Genomic DNA, 22,905 nt, shown 5'->3' on the forward strand with positions numbered 1-22,905 from the left:
GTTTTACCAGTAGCTTTCGGCGATGTCGTTGCGGTAACGCGCCGGGAGGGTTTTCAGATTTTCGGCGTGGCCGTCGGCGAAAACGACGTTCCCGGTCCGGTTATGGTGTCCGAAGGTCCGGTCGCCGAAATGGAAGTCGCGGAACAGGAACACCTGCGACCCCGGCAGAGGACGGCCGTAGCCCCAGGAGCCCCGGTCGTAAGTCTCGCGCATGGTTCCGGCAATTTTCGCCTCCGAAAAGCGGTAGTTGAACTGATAGTCGCTGCGGTGATAGCTGTTGAAGAAACCGGTTTTTCCGGCGATGTGCGAGGGGCAGTTCAACAGCTTCGAGTTGTACCAGCCGTCGGTTCCGCCGTACTGCTTCCAGACCCAGTACGAGCCGCCGAGCGCCTGGAACTCCCTGCCCATGCGGCTGGCCGCGTAGTTCGTCGCATTGTAATCGGGGTCGGACGGCATGGTCGCGCCGTCCCACTGACGGGCGCACGGCAGCAGGTCGCGGTTGTTTTCCGCATAAGTCTGGCAGACGAAGCCGAGCTGCTTGAGCGTATTCAGACAGCCGGTCTTTTTCGCGCTTTCGCGCGCCCGGTTCAGGGCCGGCAGCAGCATCGAAGCCAGAATCGTGATGATCGCGATCACGACCAGAAGTTCAATCAGTGTAAAAGGGCGTTTCATGGGCACAATTCTCCTGGGTTTGTCGATTTTACGGTTTATTCGGAGAGACGGCTACCGGGGCGCTTTGCCCGTGCTTTCCCGGACGACGAGCGGCGCCGGGAACACCTCGCGCGGCAGCGGCCGCCCGGGATCCTTCAGGCACAGGTCGAGCTCCCGGATCGCCTTCGAGGCGATGTCGTAGATCGGGTGGCGTACCGTGGTCAGGGACGGGACGAAGCAGCAGCTCTGCGGCAGATCGTCGAAGCCGACGAGCGACAGGTCGTCCGGAATCCGCTTCCCGAGTTCCCAGGCGGCCCGCATGGCGCCGGGGGCAACCTCGTCGCTCGTAACCATCAGCGCGGTCAGCTCCGGATGCGACGAGAGCAGCTCCTTCGTCGCGCCGCGGATCTTCTCGCAGGAACCGCCGGGCTGGATGACCCAGCCCGGCTCCGGCACGATTCCCACCTCGCGGAGCCCGTCCTCGTAGGCCTTGTAACGCTGAAGATGGTTCAGCGTCCGGGACGGGTGGCGCACGTAGCCGATCGCGCGGTGGCCGAGACCGGTCAGATGGCGCACCGCTTCGAGCGAACCCGCGTACGCGTCGTGATCGACGAACCCGACCTCGCCCTCGAGCGGCGAAGGAGTGCTGTCGATCAGGATCACCTTGAGTTCGGAATCGATGAGAGAGGGTAAATCGCTCTCGAACTGGGCCGGCAGAATGACGATCACGCCGGAACACTGAAGCTCGCGGATCTCCTCAAGCAGCGTGCGCCTGTCATTGCATGCCCGGATCACGGAGCAGAAGTCGATGCCGTGCTCGGCCGCGGCGTCCGTGAAGCCGTAGTAGAGCTCGGTCTGGTAGCCGCCGAAGCTGCAACTGTTCTGCAGGATCGCAATGCGCTTCTCCCGGTTCAGGTGGTTGTTCCCGATGTAATTGTGCTTGCGCAGAAGCTCGTTGACGCGGCGGCGGACGTCCTCGCTCACGCCGTTGCGGCCGTTCATCGCCCGCGACACGCTCGCAATCGAAAGTCCCGCTTCCCTTGCGATCCGTGTGATGTTGACTCCCTGGCTTCTCCGCATCGGATGATCCCTTCCGTTTTCGTTGCGATCTTTATTTTCGTAAATAATTATGACAAACTTTCCAACGTTTGTCAAGAGGGAAACGGAAAATTTTCCAACTTTTATTTACGTAAATAATAAGCCGTTGAAAATGAATGCCATCGATCTGACGAATCAAATGGACTTGGCGGACAGGACAGACGGGACGGATACGGTTCGGCCGCCGGCGGACAAACACAGGCGCGCACGGCCTACTCGTCCGGCCCCTCCTCCCCGATCTTCGAAAAATTCCTGGCGATGAAGATCACGAGCGTCAGGACGAGGATGCCGATCACGCTGAAAAAAATCCAGCGCAGATCCAGCCGGTCCGGAAATCCCCCGGCGCGACAGTCGGGATTCGTCTTCCGGATTCCGGCCCGGAACTCGTTGAAGCCCAGCCTGGCCGAATCGATCGACGCAAGGGTGGCCGGCAGATCGTACTCCCCGGGAGGGACGCCGTCGCCGCCGAAACAAAGCCGGGCCGGAATATCCTTCGGCCAGGTCATCAACCGGTAGACCAGGTACTCCGCCGTCAGCGCCGGCTGCTCAAGCGGCGCATTGTCGCCGTCCCGGATGGTCAGTCTGCAGATGCCGAGCCGCCGCCCGCCGTCGAGCGGAACACTCATGGCGCTCCATCGGAACCCGGGCAGCGAAACATCTTCGAACTGACACGGGCGCGTGTAATTCTCATCCTCCTCGGTCAGCACCGCCTTCCGGCTGAAATTCGTGCTCCGGGTCGTCAGCGTGAGGGAGGCCAGCGGCAGGTTGCCGCAGTCGAATTCGATCACGGTCGTCTTTCTGCCGCGGTCGACCACGACACTGCGGATTTCAGGCGTATACCGCGCCAGCACGGGCGAAACGGACACCCGGTCGAAAACCGAGCGGCTCAGCTCCACGCCGTCGATCTTCAATTCGCGGAACAGGACCTCCCGCTCTTCCCGGCGGACGGCCGGATCATCCCCGGCCGTGAGCTTCCGCAGGGGGGAGACATAATCCTCGCCGTAATTGTCGATTTCGATTCTGAGCTTCCGGTAACGTCCCTCGGGAATGGAGAACTCTTTCCTGCCGATCGCAAACCGCGGGTTCCGGTCGAAGAACGGCAGATGATCGGCCAGCGGCCTCCAGCTGATATCGTCCAGGCCGCTGATCGAAACCCGTTTCTCGAAGTTCTGCTCCCCTGTGCGGATCGCCACATGGTTCAGGACCGCCCCGTTCTCCCCCGGCACGCCGACCTCGACGACGAGGACCGCCCGGCCGCTCTCCACATCGAACGATTCGACCCGGCTCCGGACCGGATTCGACCGGAAAAGCTCCCGCGAAGTGAACACCGGCTCGCGCTTGAACGGCAGTTCCCGCCCGTCCGCGGAGAAGAGCCGCAGGTCGTCGGGCGACGCAATCGCCGAAAGAACGTCCGCATTCAGCCGGACCGAGTTCAACCGCTCCGGAGAGATCGTAGCCGGCGGCACGAGTTCCTCGAAATACCGGAAATCCTCCGGCTCCGCCGCCGTCAGCGGCAGCGCCGGAAACAATGCCGGAAACAGCGCCGCCGAGAGCACCGCCGACCAAATGCTACGCTTCATGACCGCCGCCTCCCCTCTCCGGCTCCCCGTCGTGCGGCCGGAACAACTGTTCCACGCGCATATAGGCGAAAGCGCCGATGAAAAACAACAGCCCCATCGCCAGGAAGGCGAGCACCCGGTAAAGCGACGGCAGCCGGGCGAGGTCGAGAAAAATCGCCTTGGCCGCCACCACGCCGAAGAGTGCGAGCCCGGTCATCCGCAGCGGCTTTTTCCGGTAACGGATGCCGCCGGCCAGCAGCGCCAGCGCATAGACCGCCCAAAGCACCGAGAGCCCGCCCGTCGCGAACTCCGGCAGATACAGATTCAACGCCCGGTAAAGCTCGGCGCTGCTGTAAACGAACCAGACCGCCCCGGCGAAGCTGCCGAACAGCTCGGCCATGCTCTCCCGGGAGTGACGGTTCCGCAGCACGAGGGCGACAGCCGCCGCACCGGCGCTGAAGATCAGGAATCCGGCCAGCCGGAACCCGGCCAGCGCCGGGTAGTCCGCATACCGGGCGGTCAGGGCGAGGCGCGCGAGGTCGCAGCCGGAAGCGATCATCGCCACGGCCATGATGCGGCGTATGGCGGAGGTGGCGCAGAACCGGTCCTGCCGAAGCAGGAATGCAAGCGTGCCGAGGTAGAGCACGGCGCAGAGCAGCAGCCGCAGCGTCGGAACCACGTCCGGAAGCTTCCCGATCTCGATCCGGCAGAGCAGGAAGACGGAGACGGCCGCCCCCCAGAAAAAGAGGCAGGCGAAGGCCGTGCTCTTCCATTCTCCGAACACGGACGGTTCGTTCGCCGTCACCGCCTCCGACGGCGGGCTGCCGGAGCCCCGCCTCATGACGAAACAGCCGGCGACGAGCGAGAGCGAAAAAGTGCCGAGCGAAACAAGGCGGTCGGTCAGGCCGGCCAGATAGGAGACATATGCGCCGCCTCCCCCGAGCAGCGCTGCCGCGTAGCCCCCCGCCACCACATAGAGAACCGACGCCAACAGCTGCAGGAAGCGGCTGCCGGAACGGACTCCGAGATAGAGCATCAGCGCTGCCTGAATCGCCCATGCCGCCGTGATCCAGCTAGCGGAGAAAAGCAGCGGCACGGTCAGCGCGACCGCGAGAGACGAGAAGGTCAGCAAACTCAAATACAGATTGCGGTCACGCACCCGGCAACGCACACAGATCAGGAATTCGGCCGCGAAGACGAGCGCCGCGAAAACCGTGACGCCCGCCTCGTAACGCATCCCCGGGAACGCCTGCTGCGTCGACCGGACCGCAATCCACAGGAAACCTGCCGTGTTGACCGCCAGCAGCAGGGTTTCAAGAAGCGTGATCTTCAGGCGGTGCAGCAGCGAGTAGAGCAACGGCAGCACGCTGAAGAGGACGAAGAACCCGCTGCCGAAGCCGACGACGGCCCGCCAGTCGGCGGGGAGCTGCGGATCGTAGAATTTCCAGACCGCTCCGCAGAAGAGCGCGCCGTTCGAAGCAAATGCGACGAAATTCAGCAGTCTCCAGTTGCGGTAGAAGGCGAGGAACAGCGAACCCGCCCCGATCATCAGCAGATAGCCGAAGAGTTCCGGCAGCTGTTTCGCCCCGGTCGAGAGCAGGACCGGCGTCGCGTAGCCGCCAAGCACTGCCGCAAGCGCCACAAAGAGCGAGTTCAGCCGCAGCGAGAGCAGCGCCCCGGCCACGGTGATCAGGATCATGAGCGGAAACGCCGCCGTGTTCGGCAGGAACCGGTAAATCGAAGCCGAAGCGAAAATCGAAAAGTAGAGCGTGACGACGCCGATCCCGGCCAGCCCGAAGCCGAGCAGCCGGTAGCGGGGATTCCGGGAGAGCCGGCAGCCCGCCGCGATGACCGCCAGCCCGAGCAGGATGACGCCCGCGATGCGCAACTGGGGCGGGAACAGGTTGTTGTCGTGCGAATATTTGACGAAGAAACCGATGCCGATCAGCAGCAGCAGCACGGCGCTGCGGACGAGCCAGACCGTTGCGACCGCGTATTCGACCGCGACCTTGCCCGGCCGGTACTCCTCGCCGACGCTGATCCAGTTCCAGATCTTCTGCAGCGCCTCCTGCGCCTTCCGATCGAATTCGGGCAGCGGCGGCACCGGCTCCTCTTTTGCGGAGAACAACGGCGAAGGCATCGGCCGAGGCGACGGAACCGGGGCGGCGGGAAACGGCTTCGGCGCCGATTCGGCCGCCAGCGCGGCGGCGAACTTTCCGGCCCGCCCGGCCGCGGGCGTCTCCGGAACGGCCGGCGGCAGTTCCGGCGCAGGAGCCGTGTCCGGATTCATCGCCGCAACCGGCCCGGCAGGCTCCGAAAGGGACAGCGGCGGACCGGCGGACGGTTTCTGCACTCCCGGCTCCGGCTGCCGCCGTTCCGGCGGCGGGGCGGGCGGGGGCGGGTGAAGCAGCCACTGCAGTTCAAACCGGTCCAGCCGTCGATTCAGGCTTCTCAGCTTGCCGCAGCAGTTGGCCAGCGCGGCCAGATTCGCAATCAGAAGAATAAAAACGCAGAGGAAGCACAGGACCGCAATCAGGATCATGATCTCCATTTTTCCGCCTTTCCGCGTACATGCCGCATTACGCCTTGAGCAGTGCCGGCATCCGGGCGATATCCGCGGATGCCATTTCGAACTTCGACCTTTCGATCAGCAGATTCCCGCCGGTCATGATGCAGGACGGGAACACCCGGACATCTCCGAAATAAAAAGCGCCGCCGCGCAGTTTATAAGTCGATCCGGAGGGTATGACGTTCCGGCCGCTCCGTTTCTTAGCGATCCGGTTGAACATTTTCTTCACGACATCCTCCATCAGCATGACCGCCTTCAGATTCGGAAACAGGTCGAATTCGGCTTCGAGCAGCGGCAGAACGGCTTTCTGGTACTCCGGCGCCGGACGGCCGCAGCAGTTCCGCAATTCTGATTTTCATCGCCCCGTCCTCCCGGTTCGTTCCGATAAGAACGTACCACGGTTCCCGGCGAAAATCAAGCCGGAAATCCGCCTTTTCCGGAGTTACAAAAGTATACAATCCACAATCTGTTCGCGAGTAACAATTTAATCAAACTTGACCACTCCCGGAATCATTTTTCTGTATCTTTTTTTAACGGCGAAATTGCTTTCCCGTTCCATTTCGATCATAATAATAACAAACGCAACAACGGAGAGATCCATGGTTTTGACAAACGCAACCATCCGGCAGGTCGCCGAACGCGCCAAGGTCAGCACGGCGACCGTTTCACGAATCCTGAACGGAAAAAGCGGCCACCGCGCCGCGACGGTCGAATCGGTGCGCCGCATCGTCTCCGAGATCGACCGCGAAGCTTCGCAGGCGGCCGCCGCGGTCCGCGCGCCGGAGTGCATCGGCATCGCAATGGCCTCCTACACCGACTTTCTGAATACCAGCTACAACAGCACACTCCTGACGGCGATCATGGAGTCGCTGACTACGGAGGGATTCGTCGCGCAGCTCATCACCCGCAAACCGGAGCAGATGAACGCCGATTTTTTCCGCAACTGCATCCGCGCCTACCGCCTGAAAGGGCTGATCATCCCGGAGTTCGACACCTCCTACCGGGTGTCGCGAGAACTCAACAGCTTCGGCATTCCGATCGTCTCGATCGGGAATCTGAACGGCAGCGAGTCGCGCTGCTGCATTTTCGTCGACGACCCGGCCGCCGGGCGCGACGCGGCGACCTACCTCTGGAGCCTCGGCCACCGCCGGTTCGGTTTTATCGGCATGTCCCACTACGACATCAGCCAGCGCCAGCGCCTGACCGGATTTTCGGAGGCCATCCGCGAAGCCGGCGGCCGCCCCGAACGGATCTGGACAAAGGAGTTCCGCGACCTCGGCGACTCCGCCACACTGGCCGCGCTCGAATTCGCCCGTCTCCCGGAGCGGCCGACCGCCCTCTTCTCGACCAACAGCTTCATGACCCAGAAGCTGCTGGCGGAGCTCCATCGGCTCGGGCTGCGGCCGCCCGGTGATTTTTCGATCATCTCCTTCGAAGAGAGCAATGAGCTGCAATACCTGCCGACGCCGGTCACCGTGATCGCCCAGCCGACCCGCCAGATGGGATTCAAGGCGGTCGAGCTCCTGTTCCGGCTGCTGCGCGGACAGCCCGCGGAGCGGCAGCTTCAGCTCGATTACGCGCTGAATATCCGTGAAAGTACCGGTCCATGCCACATCCATGCAAAGCCTGTCAGGGAGGAAACCAAATGAGAAAATCCGCTGCCTTCACTCTGATCGAACTTCTCGTCGTCATCGCGATCATTGCCATTCTGGCCTCCATGCTGCTGCCGGCGCTGAACCAGGCGCGGGCGCGGGCGCACAGTTCGGGATGCGCCGGCAACCTGAAGCAGATCGCCCACGCCGCAGCCATGTACGCGGGCGACAACAATGACTTTCTGCTCCGTTCGCGCCATACGAACTGGACGCAATCCCGTCCGAACTGGCAGGACTGCACACGTTTCTGGCCGAATTTCATCAAGCGGTACCTCGGCATCAACGGCGCATTCACCGACGAGGACTGGTTCAAGCACAAGATTTTCCTCTGCCCGGCCAACCGGGTGCCGCCCGCAAACGGCGAAAAGCAGGGACTCAGCTATGCGCTGCACCACAACAACTTCTTCACAGGTTCCGGCTGGACGGAGAAGGCGTTCAAGGCGGGCGGCATCCCGGTTCCTTCCGCAAGGCTTCATATCCTCGACGGCAACAAGGGCGACTGGTGGGGGCTCGACTTCCTGTTCAGCCACGGCATCGACCCGGCCAGCAAAAATGCCGCCGACCCGCGCCACAGCGACCGGGTCAACGCGACGTTCCTGGACGGACACGTGCAGTCGGTGCCGGGGCGGCTTCTCTTCGAATACCGCGCCACCGGGGAACCGTGGCGCTACGATTCGGCCAATGCAACCGTCTGGAACTGAAAGGAAAGTCATGAACATCCCGTTTTCCCTCTCCTTCGCGCTCCTTTTCCTTGCGCTCGCCGCGCCCGCCGCCGCGCCGGAGCTGCTTTATTCGCTTCATCCGCTGCCGGAGGCGGCCGTCACCGACCTCGGTTCCGGAATCAAAGAGCCGGATCGGATCGTCTCGCCGCAGATCGGCGACCTCTCTGTCGGCGCGGTGGAAAAGTTTCACTTCCGCATCGACTTTCCGGAACCGGTCCGGCTGCCGAGGCTCGCAATCCCGCGCGTCGGCTGGGGCGACTGGGCGCTGCCGAAAACCGTCGAATACAAAGTAAACGGCGGCCCGGCACGGACGCTCGAACTCAGGGCGGCCCGGATCGCGCCGAACGGCAAAGCGCCGTCCGTCCCGGCCGATCTGCTCATCCTCGGCAGCGACCCGGTGAAATCGCTCGAATTCAAGGTCGCCTCGATCGAAACCCGCGTCAACCGGCACGGCGCAATCAAGCTGGCGGTTCCGGGCCGCGCCGTCCTCTCCTGCCCACTCGGGGAGGAGTGGACCGATTCGGTCGGAGCCGCAATCGAAATCACCGTTCCGGCCGAGGTCGAAGGTGCGGAACTGGCGGCAACGGCCTACCGCTTCCGCAGCGATATCGTCTGGACCCGGCCGCTGCCGAAACTCGCGGCGGGGGTCAACCGGGTCGAGCTCCTCTGGAGCGAATTCAGCTGCCCGGAGGAACCCCAGACACCGCTTGCGCCGGAAAATCTCCATCTGCTTGAACTCTCATTTCCACATCCCCCGGCCGGCGGCGTATCGCTGAAGTGCGCGCCGCTTCCGGCCAGGCGCGCTGCCGGATTCGCGGAACGCTTCCCGATGCCGGATTTTTCGGCCGGGCCGGACGGCTGGCGGAACGGCATCCCGGCCGACGGCTTCGGCCGCTTCGGCTACCACGCCGGCAACGGGCTGCTGACCGTCAATCTCGAAAACGACGCCTTCTTCTACCAGACCTCCGACGGCGCTCACCTGAAACTCGCCGTCGGCAACGGCGGCGCGCAGCGGACCGCGTGGCGCCGGGTCGATGTCGGCAGCGACCACATGGTCGTCACGCAGCTCAAAAGGTTCCCCGGCGTGAAGGAGAACAAGGTCGCTAGCCGCGCATTCGGGGAGTTCGACGCGAGCCGCCTGCCGGAGCGCTATGTGGCGAGCATTCTCGCGCCGGGCTTCCTGATCCATTCGCAGGATGCGGTCCTGACCCTGAAGCCGGAATCGGACCTCGGCGCCCCGTATCTGCTGTTCCCCGGCAGGAACGGCGCGATGGTCTGGAGCAAAGCGGCCGAAGCCGATCTCACCGCGCTTTCGGAGGGGTGGGCCGTCGTCAGTTTCGAAAAACGTCCGGAACTGCCGGTTCTGCTGGCCTTCGAGGAGAAGCCGCAGAAGGCCGTCGCCGACGGCGGCACGCTCGGCTTCCTGTTCGGCCGGCCGCGCGGCTGGGTCGGCTTCGGTACGCCCGCCGGTTACCGTCCGTTCACCGGGAAACCCGGCGCCGGCGACGCCGAAACCCGTCGCCTTGCGACCGTTTCGCGGCGGCTCGCGTCTCTGCTGCGCTGCTATCCGCTCCAGAGCGAGATGAAATTCCGGGTTGACGGCGACCGGGTCGATTTCGCCGAATCGTTCCGCCATCTGGCCTGGAGCAACGCATGGGGGGAGAGCGGCGAACCGTTCCTGCCCTGCCCGCCGCTGGCCGCCTTCGGAGCGGACGAGGGATATCCGGTCACGTTCCCGGCCGGGGAGCCGGAACCGTTCGGACTCGATACGAAATACGGCCCGTACCGGGTCTGGAGGCTTTCGAAGCAGAAGCGCGGGCGCTATGCCCTGCCGCTGCCGCCGGCCGACAACACGCTCTACCCGCGCCCGGCCGGCAATGCGGAGGCGGCGCGGGTCGCGGAGGCCGTCGCCCGGCACATCGGCGGCGAGCCGAAGCCGCGCGGAAAAGGCGATTCGCTCTCCTGCTGGTGGATGTACGCCTCCAGCAGTCTCGCGCAGAGCCTCTTTACGCCGGAGCAGCGCGACGCGATCGCCGCCGCCTGGAAACACGACGTCGGATTCGTGCTCGGCCCGCGGCCGTGGTATGCCAGGACCGAGCCGTTCAGCAGCCGGCGCTACCCGGTCTCGTTCGCGTGGACCGACCGGGCGAACGAGATCCTCGGCGACCCGAATTCCGGCATCGGCGGGGCGCTCTCGGGGCTGGCGAACTACGCCCGTTTCACGGGGGACTGGCGGACGATCGACGAGAACTGGGAGACGATCCGCCGCTTTCCGCTCTTCTTCTACCTGTCGCACGACTGGACGATGATGCAGTCCGGCTGCCGCGAGCACACCGCCGCCTCGGCGATCGATATGGATGTCATCTCCTACGAGGGCGTCGCCGGACTCCTCCGCATGGCGAAAACGCTCGGGAAGGGCGACGACGAGGCCGCCGCCGCGATGCTGCTCGCCCGCTATGCGCTGGCCGACACCCAGAAGTGGAAGGCGCCCGGCTACCGCCGCCCCGGAGTGCCGAGGGAGGAGTACCGGAGCATCGGCATCGGCTTTTCGGAACACTTCGGGTTCGAGGTCATGAGCGCCCGCGGCGGCAACCCGAACCACATCAACAGCGAAATCGCGCTGTCTCTGGCCTGGATCGGCAGTTATCCGTGTTTCTACGCGATGCTGCTGGCGGGCAACGGCGAGGAGTTCTGGCGTTTCTTCGAATACACCTATGTCGAACAAAAGCTCGACAACTGGCGCAAGCGGCACCCGGGCCACCGCAACTGGCACGACGCGAACATCGCGCCGCACCTCTACCTGCGGCTGCTGCTCGGGGAGAAGCCGGAAACGGTCCGCCGGGAGCTCGAAGCCCAGAAGATGCTGGCCCCCGATCCGCGCATGGCGGCCGAGAATGCCGGATTCTATGCGCTGTACTTCGGCGGCACCTCCCCGGTCCGGCTCTCGGACCAGGGCCGGGCAAAGCTGCTCCGGTTCGACTGGGACGAAGCGGCCAGAACGGTGGAAGCGGAATTCGAATCGGCGGAACCGTTTACGCCCGCCTTCGAGCTGACTGCGAAACCGCGCAGCGGCCCCGGGAGCGGACAGGTTCTGCCGCCCGGCCGCCATACGCTCCGCTGGACGTTTTAACCGCAGGCCGCCTCAGCCGGACCCGCTTCCGAGTTTCCCGGAGGCGGGTCCTCCGTTTTTGCTTCCCGGAATACAACGAAGGATGTACTGGTTCTGAAAATCGTTTGCCGGATCACCGGCATTGCCGATGGCTTGACCGGCCCGGCGGGGACATCAAAGGAATCGTCCGGGGGAAATTCATAATCCCTGCTCGTTCTGTATGATGATCTCCGACGTGACCCACGAGGGCCGGTTGCGGCACTCGTAGCCGAATGCGAGCAGCTCCTGCATCACTCCGCAGAGCTGCCGGCGGGCGGCGAGCGCGCCGTCCCGGTCACCGTTCCACTGCCGGCGGACGCAGGCGGCGGCGATACGCGATGCTTCGTATTCGAGCTTTTCGCAGGTGTTGCCGACAAGCTGCCCCATGTCGCAGCGCAGGCGTATCGTGTATCGCGCGTAATTCCCTTCGATATACGCTTCCGTGATGTCCATAGTGCCGCATCCGGTTTCGACCCGGCGCTCGGTGCCGGCATCCAGCCGGCGGCGGCCCGTATACACGTTTGCGAACCAGTGCTCCACATCCTTCTGGCAGGTGAGTTCATCCATCGCCGCCCGGATGTCGGATATCTCCCGGATCTCCGCCGGGATGGTCGGGACAGATGTGCCGAGCACATTATACCAGGCATACCACGCCCTGACATTGCTGCGGGCAGCGAGCCTGTCCTTGTGCTCCAGCAGATAAGCATACAGCAGCGGACAGGTCCCGGCAAGCTCCTCTTCGGATAAAAACCATCCGTTGACCCGGTACGGATACAGGATGTACAGCTCTTCTGCATCCGCCTGCATCGGCAGCAGGGCCCGGAGCGCCGCCTTTTCAACCGCGAATCCCTCCGGGCCGGCCTCGGAGCGGACGATCGCGGTCTCTTCGTCCGCATCCTCAACCATGGAAACGATGAAAACGGAATCCATGCCGGTAATCGCCCCGGCGGCGTCCACCCGCAGAGTGTCATAATCGTCGCTCTGGCTGACGATCTGCCGGAACACGTCGTATTGCAGATCTTCCCTGACGATCTCCTCGCCCCCGAATGTCCTTTTCGCGAGCTTGTTTGCATACATGATTGTGGTGACGGCGAGCGTGGCGGTAATTGCCGACAGTGCGATGCGACAGAGCTTTTTCATGCGGTTCAGATCCTCAACAGTTCGATGATATGGTTTGCGGCCTGATACCGGCCAGAGCCGGTGACAAGCCCGGTATAGTTTCCGGCGCGGTAGTCAAATTGCCTCAGGTCCGTATCCGGGTCGCCCTCGATCTGGACCACCACCAGCGCGGCGACGAAGAATTCCCCCTGCCGCTGCATGGTGTCGATCATGCTGCGAAGTGCGTCGATCATGCCGGACTCTTTGACGGAAACGAGCGTTTTTTCGATCTCTCCGTGGAATGTTTCATCGGTCGATCGATTTTGTGCTGCGGGTCCGCAGATCATTCGCACGTGTAAATACTTCAGCTCCGACCGGTTCATGATTTCAACCCGAAAACGTCATTTTCTCTTTCGCTGCTCAATATGGGGTTCGTTCCGGATCGGCGTCTGCACCGCCGTTTCGATTCCGGGGGGGCGAATCATAAAGCAGGGGTGAATGCGCCCGCAGGAGACACGGCAGCTCTCGCGGCGCAATATATTTACGCGCCGGGCGGCGATCAATCCGTAAAAAACAGTCAACATGGTTCCGCTGTACCTCCGAGAATAAAAAGAGGGGCAACCCTCCTGCATAGTCCTCGAGGCACCGGCAAGCGCCCTGTCATGATATGCACAAGGGTGCCCCAAAGGACACCCTTGTTCACTTCACATGACATAGGAAATTTTGCCGGATTTCGAGGACAGAAAATGAACAAGAAAAAAATATACGGTTTTCAGATCAAAATTTACTTGCTGTCGATAATGCCTCCCGGTCTTGAATCATGCTTTTCAATAATTTAACTGCTGAACTTGCCATTTGCAAATCGCTTCCGGCTATTTTCCCCGTTTCGTGTCCCCGCACCGTTCCGCCCGCAGCGGCCGCCCGGTCCCGCCCCCTCTGAAATCCCGCCAGGAGCGAGCGGGCCTGCCCCCCCGAATGCCTGTTTCCATAACGACAGTTCAAGCCCGCGAGCCGGATTGCGTCATCGAGAATACGTGCTATATTATCCAAACGTCAAAATGGCGGCCACCTATTTCAGTTTGGAAAGATTTCAGATGACAAACGCAGATTACTTTTCCCGCGAATTCCAGAAAGAGTTTGAAGAAGCCGCGTTCCGCATCGCCGAGAAAAAACAGAAACAGCTCGAATACAGCCGCAGCGGCCAGTCCCCTTCCGGAAAGTTGAAAAAACATCTGCCGACGGGCGGCAACTTTACCGGTCTCTTTCTGTGGGATACCGCTTTCTGCGTCCAATGGGCGAAATATGCCATGGAACGCTTTCCCGTTACGGATTCCCTCGACAATTTTTATGACCTGCAGGAAGAGGACGGTTTCATCTGCCGGGAGTATACAAGCGACGGAGAGGCATTCTGGTCGAAAAAACATCCGGTCTCCTTTGCGCCTCCGCTCCTGAGCTGGGCGGAGGTTTCGCTCCACGAAAACGGGCTGACCGGAACGGAACGGTTGAGGAAGGTATATCCTTCCCTGAAAAAGCTGCATGAATTCAATCGCCGGAACTGGCGGCGTCCCGACGGTCTGTACTTCGGGGACGCACTCGGTTGCGGAATGGACGATTTACCGCGTTTTCCGGTCAATGCCCGGTACGATATCACAGACGGGATCAAGCTGGAAAGTTCCATGGTCTGCCGAAAAGGACAGGAGTACTTTTCCCTGATCCGCGACAACCCGCTTTATCAATGGAACCGCCAGATGGGCTGGGTCGACATGAGTTCCCAGATGGCCTTCGACGCTCTGAATCTGAGCCGGATCGCAGCAGCCCTCGAGGACCGCAAAAGCGAAGCCGCCTGGCTGGAAGAGCACAGGGAACTCGGAGAAATCATCAACGAAAAGTGTTTCGATGAAAAACTTGGTTTCTATTTCGATTTTTATCAGGGTTCCGTGATTCCGCGTTTTCATGCCGGAGGATTCTGGCCGATGTTTGCCGGAATCGTCCCCCCGGAACGGGCGGAAATTGTGGCGGCGGCGCTTGCCGACCCGGCAAAATTCAACCGGAAGGTGCCTTTCCCGGCTCTCGCGGCGGATGACCCCGCATTCCGCCCGGAGACGGAGTACTGGCGCGGTTCCGTCTGGCCCTGCACCAACTATGTGGCGCTGTGCGGCCTGCGAAACATCGGCCGGGAAGCGGCGGCGAAAAAGTACGCGCAAAGATACTATGCCGCATATGCGGAACTTTACCGTTCCACAGGCACCATCTGGGAGAATATTTCACCGGAACAGTATGATTGTCCGAAAAAGGTGTCCGCGCCGGATTTCTGCGGCTGGGGAGCGCTGGTTCCCGTGACGATCGCCCGCGAATTTCTGCAGTGAAAATGCGTCATCCCGATTCACGCCGCCGGGCGGGAACGGAATTTCATATGAGCTGAAAGAAATGGCAAAATCCTCGCCGGCAGCTTTTCGTCACCGTCTGCGGTATTTGCAATCCTTTCTGCTTTTTCGCGTTTCCATGCAGCAACCGGATTATACGTCAAATCCGGTCAGCCGAATATACTGCCCGGCTCCGAACCGGACGGCCCTGAAGAGAATAAAAAAAGCTCCCGGCGCTTCAACGTCCGGGAGCTTTCTGAAATCGAACCGTTATTTGGCGCGGCGGATGCCGAGCGCGTCGGTAAGCTCGATGTACTTCGCGAGATTTTCGCGCATCAGGAACGCCAGCAGCTTCTTGCGCAGGCTGACCATGGCCAGCAGGCCGCGGCGGGTGCTGTGATCCTTCTTATTGGCCTTCAGGTGCTCGGTGAGCTCGAGGATGCGAGCCGAGAGCAGCGCGATCTGAACTTCCGGCGAACCGGTGTCGCCTTCCTTGCGGCCGTACTTGCTGATGATTTCGCTTCTTTTCGCCTTGTCCATAAGAATCCCCTTTCGCTGTTGCGCGTCCGGCAGCCGTTCCGCCCGGACAAAGAGCGAAAGACCACCTGAACCGTTGATGATTCTGTTAAAATATCCCGCCGCGCCCCATTTTTCAAGCGCGGAACCGCAGAAATCGAAAAGAAAAAACGCATCCGGAGTTTCTTCCGGATGCGTCGTTCTCAAAACCGGCGCTTACTTCGACTTCAGGTCGGAGTTCAGGCTGATGGCCTTGTTGAAGTTGTTGTAGAGACTGATCGACGCGGCGACTTCGATCGCAGCGGAAATCTCCTCGTCGGTCACGCCGGCCGCAAGAGCGGCGGAACGGTGCGCGTCGAGGCAGTATTCACAGCCGTTGACCGCGCTGACCGCGATGATGATGAGCTCCTTGGTTTTCGGATCGAGCCCCTTGCCGGCCGCCTCGGCGATCCGCATGGCCAGATCGAGAAAGTCGCCGTTCCGCCCCATCGCCTGAAACACTTCGGGGACGAACCCGAACTTCTTCTCGATGCCTTCCTGAATCTTGACCGCTTTCGCATCGCCGGTCTTGTTGTAAAGTTTCACACCCGCCATTTTCTCTTCCTCCTCTTTCAAATACGGAACAACCTCTATTCCGTCGCAAATTTATAAGACGAATCGATCTTTTCGGCATCCTTGCCGTTCTGCTTTGGATAATATCTCTTCTGATTGGTCAAATCTCCTTCCGACAACGTTTCCGTATGCCCGTCAAGGAAGAAGAAATTCGTACCCTTTCCATGAATCAAGAACGGCTTGCCGCCACTACCGTCAGCAAGGTCCAACAAATGCGATGCCGTTTTGGTATCCGTGCCGGTGACAGAACAACCTCCCATAACCAGAGCTGACGGCGACACCTGAAAATTGTCCGCATAAAGATGCCGGGTTCCTCGGAAATCAAACCCCTTCAAATCAGTGGCCGAAGCAAAAACCATACCATAGGTCTGCTTTAGGTCGGAAGTGATCCGGGTCTCGTCGTTTGTCGAATTGGAGTTGCTGTAATTGACGACGGAGGGGCAACGCAGAACGTTCGGGTCCTGATTCAGCTTGCGCCAATAAAGCGCAATTCCCCAGATATACTGGTTACCGGTGGTATCCGCTGATATGAGATGCTGGTCGGATTCATTCATATAGGCACTGATGAATGCCGTCGTCTGTTTCTGATTATTGAGGCATTTTGCAGCTTTGGCGCGCTCTCTCGCACCATTGATCGCGGGGATCAGTAACCCGGCAAGAATCGCAATGATCGCAATGACCGCCAAAAGCTCCGTAAGCGTGAAGTTCAAACGCTTCTGTTTCATATTTCGTCCCTTCTGAATGACAATACGTATTTGAACATGGATTCACATGGCTCTCCGATGATTAACCTAATAGGTCAAGGAGAATTTGTCAAGCCTTTTCCGGTCATCAGAGCTATTTTTCGCAAAAAAAAACGATTGTCATTTGAAAAATCGTCGAAAGTAACTTACTATATCATATAGGAACGTATGTTTCGATTTTGATATCCGGCAACAATCATGAAAAATACGGGAATCTTTAAGATTATGAAAACGCGACATTCATTTACTTTGACCGAACTTCTGGTCGTCATCGCCATCATCGCCATTCTTGCCGGGTTGCTGATCCCAGCCGTGATTCTCGGCCAGCAGCGCGGACGCATCACGCAAGCCAAGGCGGATATGAAAACACTGGAAACCGCCATCAAATCGATGGAAGGGACTTATCAGCAGATGGTCAAAAACGGCAAGGCTTATATGTCCAAACCATCGGGAAGTAAAAATTATATCAAAATCGGTGGAACAGATTTCAACACAAGCGAATATGATAAATACATCGTAGAGCTTTCCGACCCGAAGAATCAGATTTTCAAAGATCCCGATAAGCTTAATATCAATAAGCGCCGAATTCAATTCCTTGAACCAAAGTCCGGCTACGACCCGACTCAGGACGGCGACGATGCCGCCAACCTGCCGTTTCTCTGGCGCGATCCCTGGGGAAATCGCTATGTGTTCCTGATAGATGTGGAATTCAACGACCAGATCGAAGTTCCGTATAAAACCAGCCAAAAACTGGCCACCAAGCTTGCGATTTATTCGCTGGGACCGAATGGAACAAACGACGATGGAGCCAATGCGTCGGAAGGCACTGGTACCGACAGACAAGACGATATCGTCAGCTGGAAGTAATTGTTCCGAATCGGAACATGGACGGCGCGGAGTTGATTCCGCGCCGTTTTTTTGTCCGGGAAACTGGAAAAAATGTGTTTTGCGTGTATATTCCCCACACAAGAAAGAGGACATGTACACAAGGAGCAGGGCATGAGTTCATTCGGCAGATCGCGTGATTTTCTGGTTTATCTGGCGGTGCTGATCCCCTATCAGGCGATCCGGCTTATGCCGTATCCGGTCGTCAAAGGCATGGCGCGGCTCTGCGGCGGAACCATGAACCTGATTCCGTCGATCCGCAACCTGGTGCGGGCCAACATCCGGACCGCCTTCCCGGAATATTCCGAAACGGAGGTTGCACGGGTCGGCAGCCGCTCGCTCTACAACCTCGCGCTGAACATGGCCGAATTCATCTGGCTCAACGGCCGGCCGGACCGGATCGAGCGCTGTTATTTCCTGCCCCCCGACGTGACGGAGCGGCTGAAGGGACACGTCGCCCGGAAGGAGCGCATCATCTTCGTGAATCCGCACCTCGGCAGCTGGGAGGCGTCCGGCGTCATGGCCCCGTATTATGCGGGAGTCGATATGGTCGCCATCGCGAAGCCGGTCCGCAACCCGTATCTGAACAAAATGATCAACAGCGGCAACCGGGAAAAGGTCCGGGGGCTTGAAATCATTTTTTCGAGCGGAGCGATCCGGGCGGCGACGAAAGCGCTGCGCGACGGCCGCGGCGTCGGCACCCTGATCGACCAGAACACCCGGGTCCGGGACGGCGGCAGCTTCGTGAACTTTTTCGGGCTGCCGGTATCGAGCAGCACCGCCCCGGCCCACCTGATGAAATACTGCATCGCCCACGAAATTCCGGCCGTCATCATCTACGGCACGAGCGTGCGGCACGAGGACGGCCGGGTCCATGCCCACTCCGCCTATCTGCCGAAGCCGTTCTCCGAGTACGGCGACGAGACGGAAGTGCTTCAGGACCTGATGAACATCTCCGAGGAGTACATCCGGCGCTACCCTGACCAGTATCTGTGGTTCTACCGCCGTTTTCAGAACATCGAGCCGACCTGCCCGGAAGAGCTCAAAAAGCGGTATCCTTATTATTCGAAGGTGGTGGGGCCGCACTTCTACCGCAAGACGAGCCGCGATATCAAAGCCGAGAAAGCGGAACGCCGCCAGCCGTAAGGGGGAGCGAAGCGACCGGGTTCAGGGCCATTCGGCCCTGGCGGGATTCCAAAGGCCGCGAAGGCCTTTGGTGGAGTTTGAGGCAAAGCCTCAAGCTGACCCGGGCGAAGCTCCAGCTCAGAAGACCGCAACAAAGTTGCGGCGCTTCGACCGGTGTGAGCGACGCGGCGAACGCCGTGGAGCGGTCAAAGGGTCTGCCGCCTTGCAATTCCGACAAACAAGGGTTGATCGGAGCCGCAAACATTGTTAAAATGCGAGCTATCAAGGTTGTAGACAGGGGGATGCGCGCCCCTTCCGGGGCGCGGTCTTTTTGCGCATCCGCGCAACAGACCGTGCGGGCTCCCCGTCCGAATCTTCGATTCGGTTTGTGAGCTGGTCGGTACGCACGCAGGTTGCCTCCGGCGGCCGGGGCGCTTCGCCCCCGAACCCCAGACCGGCAGGGTGCCGGTGCCGACGGCGGCTCTGCCGCCTTGCAGTTCCGGTCAACAACGATTGACCGGAATCGCAGACATTGTTTGAATGCGAACCCCTGATGCCACAACACGCCGGCAGGGAGCGCCTGCGCGACCGGGTTCAGGGCCATTCGGCCCTGGCGGGATTCCAAAGGCCGCGAAGGCCTTTGGTGGAGTTTGAGGCAAAGCCTCAAGCTGACCCGGGCGAAGCTCCAGCTCAGAAGACCGCAACGAAGTTGCGGCGCTTCGACCGGTGTGAGCGAAAGCGGCCAAAGGCTGCGAAGCGACCCAAAAGGCCTATCGCCACGGTGACTCCGGCAAACAATGGTAGACCGGAGCCGCAAACGATGTTAAAATGCGAGCTGTCTTTGTGATATATTCCGGAGATGTCCGCCCCTTTGGGGCAGACGTGGTCTTTATGCGCCTCCGGCGCAACAGACCGTGTACGCTACGCGGCAAAATTTCATTTTGCTGGTGTAGCTCTCCCGCTCCGCGTACAGAGGCCTCCGGCGGCCAAGGCGCTTCGCCCTTGGAACCCGACCGACAGGGTGCCGGTGCCGACGGCGGCTTACGCCGCCTTTACTTTCATGTCCTGGCCACGCCGCTTTTTCTCTTTTTTATACGCCAGGCGAGCACTGCGAGGATCACGCCCCAGTATCCTGCCACGATCCAGAGGTTCTTCCCGAAACTCCAGCCGTCGAAGCTCCAGTCCGACAACGGCCAGAAAACCGGCGTCGCAAAATAGCTCCTGCCGTGCACCGGAATGTCGCAGAGAATATGAACCGGCCATGCCAGATACGGCAGGAAACCCGGTTTCCAGAAAAGCCGGACCAGCACTCCCGCCGCCAGCGCAATCACCAGACTGTGGGTCAGCTGATAATTCAGGATGACGTAGTGCGGCAGCATCTCCACCGGCGGCGCCGCCGCCATGACGTCGCCCGCCAGAAAGCGCCGCAGCATCTCCCGGAGCTCCCCCGAAAACAGCATGCCGCAGAAGTGCACCCCGAAACTGGCCAGATCCGGCATGCTGCCGAAACCGGCGGCGGCCCAGAATGTCCAGTCCCTCCAGAACGGTTTTCCGGTCGGGTGCTTTACCGCACGTACCCCGGACCTGCTGAAGAAAAGCCCGCCGATCGCCGCATGCGCAAGCGTATCCATCAACGCCCTTTCAGGCTGTCCCGCACATCGTCGATGACCTCTTCGAGCGACCGCTCCGGCTTCCAGCCGGTCAAGGCGTGAATCGCCGCGGTATCCGGCATGCGGCGCTGCATGTCCTCGAAGCCTTTCGCATAGGCTTTTTCATACGGAACGAACTCAATGGCCGATCTGCTGCCGGTGCGTTCAATGACAAGGTGTGCGAGCTCCTCGATCGTGATCAGCCGCTGGCTGCCGATGTTGTAGATCTGCCCGCAGGACTCGGTGCGGCCGACCAGCAGCTGCAGCGCCCGCACCACATCCGCCACATGGCAGAAGCAGCGGGACTGCGTCCCGTCGCCGTAGACCTGAAGCGGCTCCCCGCGCAACGCCCGCCCGACAAAGCGCGGGATGACCATGCCGTACATGCCGGTCTGGCGCGGCCCGACCGTGTTGAAGAAGCGAACCACGGTTCCGGGCATGCCGGTCGACCGGTGGAACGCCATGACGTAAAACTCGTCAAGCAGCTTGCTGCAGGCATAGGACCAGCGCGAATGGAACGGCGAACCGATCAGGAGATCGTCCGTCTCCGAAAACAGCGGATTGGTCGACTTGCCGTACACCTCGCTGGTCGAGGCGACGATGACCCGCCGGTTGTATTTCGCCGTCAGCTTCAGGACGTTCTCGGTGCCGTGGACGTTCGTGGTGATCGTGCGGACCGGGTCCCTGACCACCAGCTCGACGCCGACCGCGGCGGCGAGGTGAAAGACCACGTCGCAGGCGGCGATGCAGTTTTCGAGCGTCTCCGCACAGTCGAGAATATCCGCCTCGATCAGAGTCAGTCCCGGATGATCCGCCACCCGGGCGAGATTCTCCGGCGAACCGGTCGAATAGTTGTCGATGACCGTAACCCGATGGCCGGAGGCGAGCAGCGCCTCCGTCAGGTGACCGCCGATGAAACCGGCGCCGCCGGTGATGAGATAATGCATGATAACCTACCTTTCCGCCGGTTTCGGGCCGGCCGGAGCGGCAAAGAGCTTGCGCACCCCGCGCCAGACTGCGAGCGCCGGACCGGCGAGAATATAAAGCGTGACGAGCGCGGCAATGCCGGGAATCCGGAAAAAGCCGACGATAAACAGCATTGCCGCAAAAACCGCCATCCGCTTCCGGTTGCGCCGCACCGAGAGAAGCCACTTTCCGGCGTGCGTGTAGGGAATCGGGCTGACCATCAGCAGCCCGAGCACGGCCGCATAGGCGGGCAGGAAAAATGCGTATTTCGTCAGGTCGAAGTCGCACTTCCAGGCGTAGGCGACCACGACGCAGATGCCGGCCGCGGCGCCGGGAGAGGGCAGTCCGCTGAACTTCTCGCTGGACTTCTTCTCGAGGATCGCATGGACGTTGTAGGTGGCGAGCCGCAGCGCGGCGCAGCCGAGGTAGACCGAGCAGAGCAGGTAGATCAGCACCTCCTCGGTGCGCCCGATGTTGCTCGGCGCCCGCAGCGAGTGGGTCATGATCGCGACGAGCGTTGCCGGAGCAACGCCGAAGGTGACCATGTCGGCCAGCGAATCCATCTGAACTCCGTGCATGCTCGCCGCATTGAAAATCCGGGCGGCGAGGCCGTCGAGCGAGTCGAAGATCATCGCACAGCAGATGATGACCGCGCACGAAAAGAACACGGTCAGCGAATCCTCCACCGTGCGCGCTTCATAGGCGCGCAGCGTGATGAGGATCGCGAGGAAACCGCAGAGGGAGTTGCACAGCGTCAGTGAGTTCGGCACGTACTTGAGCCACTTGTTGGCCTGGAGCATATCCCGGAAACGCCTTTTCATTTCGCACTCTCCTGCCGGATTGCGGCGACGACCGTTTCGCCGCCGCGGACCTTGTCGCCGATGCCGACCTTGATATCGAACCGGTCGACCGGGAGATAGAGCTCGGTCCGCGAACCGAATTTGATCATGCCGTAGACTTCGCCGCGCCTGAGCGTGCGGCCCGGATCGACCGGGCAGACGATCTTGCGGGCGATCTTGCCGGAGATCTGCCGGATCGCCAGCGGGAAACGCACGTCCCCGGCCTTCGCGGTTCCGGCGATGGTCATCGCCTCGTTGCGGACGGCGCACTCCGGATGGCGCGCGTCGAGGAATTCGCCTTCCCGGTAATATTTGCTCTCGACCTCAAGCTCGGCCGGCGTCCGGTTCACATGGACGTTCAGCACCGACAGGAAGATGCCGATGCGGACCGCCCTGCCGTTGAACGGCGGGAAGTTGAAATCCTCCACCTCGCCGATGTCGCGCACAACGCCGTCCGCAGGGCTGGCGAGCTGCCGCGGGTCCTCCGGAAGCCGGCGGGACGGATTGCGGAAGAAGGCGGCGAGCGCCAGAAAAAGGACAACGACCACCACGCCGACACCCGCGCCCCAGCCCGGATGCCCCGCCGCGCCGAGCCAGCAGCAGCCGGCCAGCAGCACGACCGCCGCAACTAGGCCGACGCCCCACTCCCTGATTCCGTATTTCGTCAATGTCATCATATCGTCACCGGCTCCGTTTCCCAAATAATGTTA

General features: G+C 61.0%; 20 protein-coding genes. 6 read left to right on the forward strand and 14 right to left on the reverse strand.

Features of this window, described 5'->3' with window-relative positions; translation table 11 throughout:
* Window positions 1-3: 3 nt before the first annotated feature.
* The 5 genes from FYJ85_RS05980 to FYJ85_RS06000 all read right to left on the reverse strand — a co-directional run bounded on the left by FYJ85_RS05980 (window position 4) and on the right by FYJ85_RS06000 (window position 6,223).
* Complete coding sequence (locus FYJ85_RS05980) at window positions 4-672, reverse strand: type II secretion system protein (protein ID WP_154417370.1); 669 nt, start codon at window positions 670-672, stop codon at window positions 4-6.
* 51 nt (window positions 673-723) lie between these two features.
* Window positions 724-1,731: a LacI family DNA-binding transcriptional regulator gene (locus FYJ85_RS05985; RefSeq protein WP_106054477.1), complete on the reverse strand. Its 1,008-nt coding sequence runs from the start codon at window positions 1,729-1,731 to the stop codon at window positions 724-726.
* Between the two features lie 230 nt (window positions 1,732-1,961).
* The gene (locus tag FYJ85_RS05990; RefSeq protein WP_154417271.1) at window positions 1,962-3,329 is read right to left on the reverse strand and encodes a hypothetical protein; all 1,368 of its coding nucleotides are present in this window, start codon (window positions 3,327-3,329) and stop codon (window positions 1,962-1,964) included.
* Window positions 3,319-5,859, reverse strand: coding sequence for a DUF2339 domain-containing protein (locus tag FYJ85_RS05995; protein WP_154417272.1), 2,541 nt, complete (start codon window positions 5,857-5,859; stop codon window positions 3,319-3,321). Before FYJ85_RS05995 ends, FYJ85_RS05990 begins: the two co-directional genes overlap by 11 nt.
* 28 nt (window positions 5,860-5,887) lie before the next feature.
* A complete protein-coding gene (locus FYJ85_RS06000; RefSeq protein ID WP_154417273.1) occupies window positions 5,888-6,223 on the reverse strand; it encodes a hypothetical protein in 336 nt (111 codons plus the stop codon).
* A 253-nt stretch (window positions 6,224-6,476) separates the two neighbouring features.
* Here FYJ85_RS06000 and FYJ85_RS06005 point away from each other — a divergent pair, with 253 nt between their 5' ends.
* From FYJ85_RS06005 to FYJ85_RS06015, 3 genes are read left to right on the forward strand one after another with little or no spacing between them, the layout of a single operon-like run.
* Window positions 6,477-7,526 (forward strand): LacI family DNA-binding transcriptional regulator, encoded by a 1,050-nt coding sequence (locus FYJ85_RS06005; RefSeq protein ID WP_154417274.1) that lies wholly within the window; start codon window positions 6,477-6,479, stop codon window positions 7,524-7,526.
* On the forward strand, window positions 7,523-8,230 hold the full coding sequence (locus FYJ85_RS22970; RefSeq protein WP_206212990.1) for a type II secretion system protein: 708 nt from the start codon (window positions 7,523-7,525) through the stop codon (window positions 8,228-8,230). The genes FYJ85_RS06005 and FYJ85_RS22970 overlap by 4 nt, the downstream gene beginning before the upstream one ends.
* A gap of 10 nt (window positions 8,231-8,240) precedes the next feature.
* Window positions 8,241-11,381, forward strand: a complete 3,141-nt coding sequence (locus FYJ85_RS06015; RefSeq protein WP_154417275.1) for a hypothetical protein — start codon at window positions 8,241-8,243, stop codon at window positions 11,379-11,381.
* Between the two features lie 177 nt (window positions 11,382-11,558).
* Here the strand turns inward: FYJ85_RS06015 and FYJ85_RS06020 are convergent, their stop codons facing one another.
* Both FYJ85_RS06020 and FYJ85_RS06025 read right to left on the reverse strand, forming a co-directional pair.
* The gene (locus FYJ85_RS06020) at window positions 11,559-12,539 is read right to left on the reverse strand and encodes a hypothetical protein (RefSeq protein WP_154417276.1); all 981 of its coding nucleotides are present in this window, start codon (window positions 12,537-12,539) and stop codon (window positions 11,559-11,561) included.
* 5 nt (window positions 12,540-12,544) lie between these two features.
* Window positions 12,545-12,751: a hypothetical protein gene (locus FYJ85_RS06025; protein WP_154417277.1), complete on the reverse strand. Its 207-nt coding sequence runs from the start codon at window positions 12,749-12,751 to the stop codon at window positions 12,545-12,547.
* 840 nt (window positions 12,752-13,591) lie between these two features.
* Between FYJ85_RS06025 and FYJ85_RS06030 the strand changes: the two genes are divergently transcribed.
* Window positions 13,592-14,863 (forward strand): MGH1-like glycoside hydrolase domain-containing protein, encoded by a 1,272-nt coding sequence (locus FYJ85_RS06030; protein ID WP_206212991.1) that lies wholly within the window; start codon window positions 13,592-13,594, stop codon window positions 14,861-14,863.
* A gap of 267 nt (window positions 14,864-15,130) precedes the next feature.
* On the opposite strand, the gene rpsO is transcribed toward FYJ85_RS06030, so the two are convergent.
* The 3 genes from rpsO to FYJ85_RS06045 all read right to left on the reverse strand — a co-directional run bounded on the left by rpsO (window position 15,131) and on the right by FYJ85_RS06045 (window position 16,713).
* Window positions 15,131-15,400: a 30S ribosomal protein S15 gene (gene rpsO / locus FYJ85_RS23980; RefSeq protein ID WP_106055764.1), complete on the reverse strand. Its 270-nt coding sequence runs from the start codon at window positions 15,398-15,400 to the stop codon at window positions 15,131-15,133.
* Window positions 15,401-15,592: 192 nt separating this feature from the next.
* Window positions 15,593-15,970: a carboxymuconolactone decarboxylase family protein gene (locus tag FYJ85_RS06040; protein WP_154417280.1), complete on the reverse strand. Its 378-nt coding sequence runs from the start codon at window positions 15,968-15,970 to the stop codon at window positions 15,593-15,595.
* A gap of 35 nt (window positions 15,971-16,005) precedes the next feature.
* Entirely contained in the window at window positions 16,006-16,713 is a 708-nt protein-coding gene (locus tag FYJ85_RS06045) for a prepilin-type N-terminal cleavage/methylation domain-containing protein (RefSeq protein WP_154417282.1), read from the reverse strand.
* Window positions 16,714-16,929: 216 nt separating this feature from the next.
* On the opposite strand from FYJ85_RS06045, the gene FYJ85_RS06050 reads away from it, so the two are divergent.
* Entirely contained in the window at window positions 16,930-17,598 is a 669-nt protein-coding gene (locus FYJ85_RS06050) for a type II secretion system protein (protein ID WP_206212992.1), read from the forward strand.
* A gap of 132 nt (window positions 17,599-17,730) precedes the next feature.
* On the forward strand, window positions 17,731-18,762 hold the full coding sequence (locus FYJ85_RS06055; protein ID WP_158704166.1) for a lysophospholipid acyltransferase family protein: 1,032 nt from the start codon (window positions 17,731-17,733) through the stop codon (window positions 18,760-18,762).
* Window positions 18,763-19,799: 1,037 nt separating this feature from the next.
* On the opposite strand, the gene FYJ85_RS06060 is transcribed toward FYJ85_RS06055, so the two are convergent.
* Genes FYJ85_RS06060 through FYJ85_RS06075 form a run of 4 tightly spaced genes read right to left on the reverse strand, consistent with a single transcriptional unit; the run spans window position 19,800 to window position 22,872 of the window.
* Window positions 19,800-20,372, reverse strand: coding sequence for a hypothetical protein (locus FYJ85_RS06060; RefSeq protein ID WP_106054462.1), 573 nt, complete (start codon window positions 20,370-20,372; stop codon window positions 19,800-19,802).
* Window positions 20,372-21,337, reverse strand: coding sequence for an NAD-dependent epimerase/dehydratase family protein (locus FYJ85_RS06065; protein WP_154417288.1), 966 nt, complete (start codon window positions 21,335-21,337; stop codon window positions 20,372-20,374). Before FYJ85_RS06065 ends, FYJ85_RS06060 begins: the two co-directional genes overlap by 1 nt.
* 6 nt (window positions 21,338-21,343) lie before the next feature.
* Window positions 21,344-22,177, reverse strand: a complete 834-nt coding sequence (locus tag FYJ85_RS06070) for a CDP-alcohol phosphatidyltransferase family protein (protein ID WP_106054460.1) — start codon at window positions 22,175-22,177, stop codon at window positions 21,344-21,346.
* A complete protein-coding gene (locus FYJ85_RS06075) occupies window positions 22,174-22,872 on the reverse strand; it encodes a phosphatidylserine decarboxylase (protein ID WP_154417290.1) in 699 nt (232 codons plus the stop codon). Before FYJ85_RS06075 ends, FYJ85_RS06070 begins: the two co-directional genes overlap by 4 nt.
* Window positions 22,873-22,905 lie beyond the last annotated feature (33 nt).

The organism is Victivallis lenta (assembly GCF_009695545.1).
GTDB lineage: Bacteria > Verrucomicrobiota > Lentisphaeria > Victivallales > Victivallaceae > Victivallis > Victivallis lenta.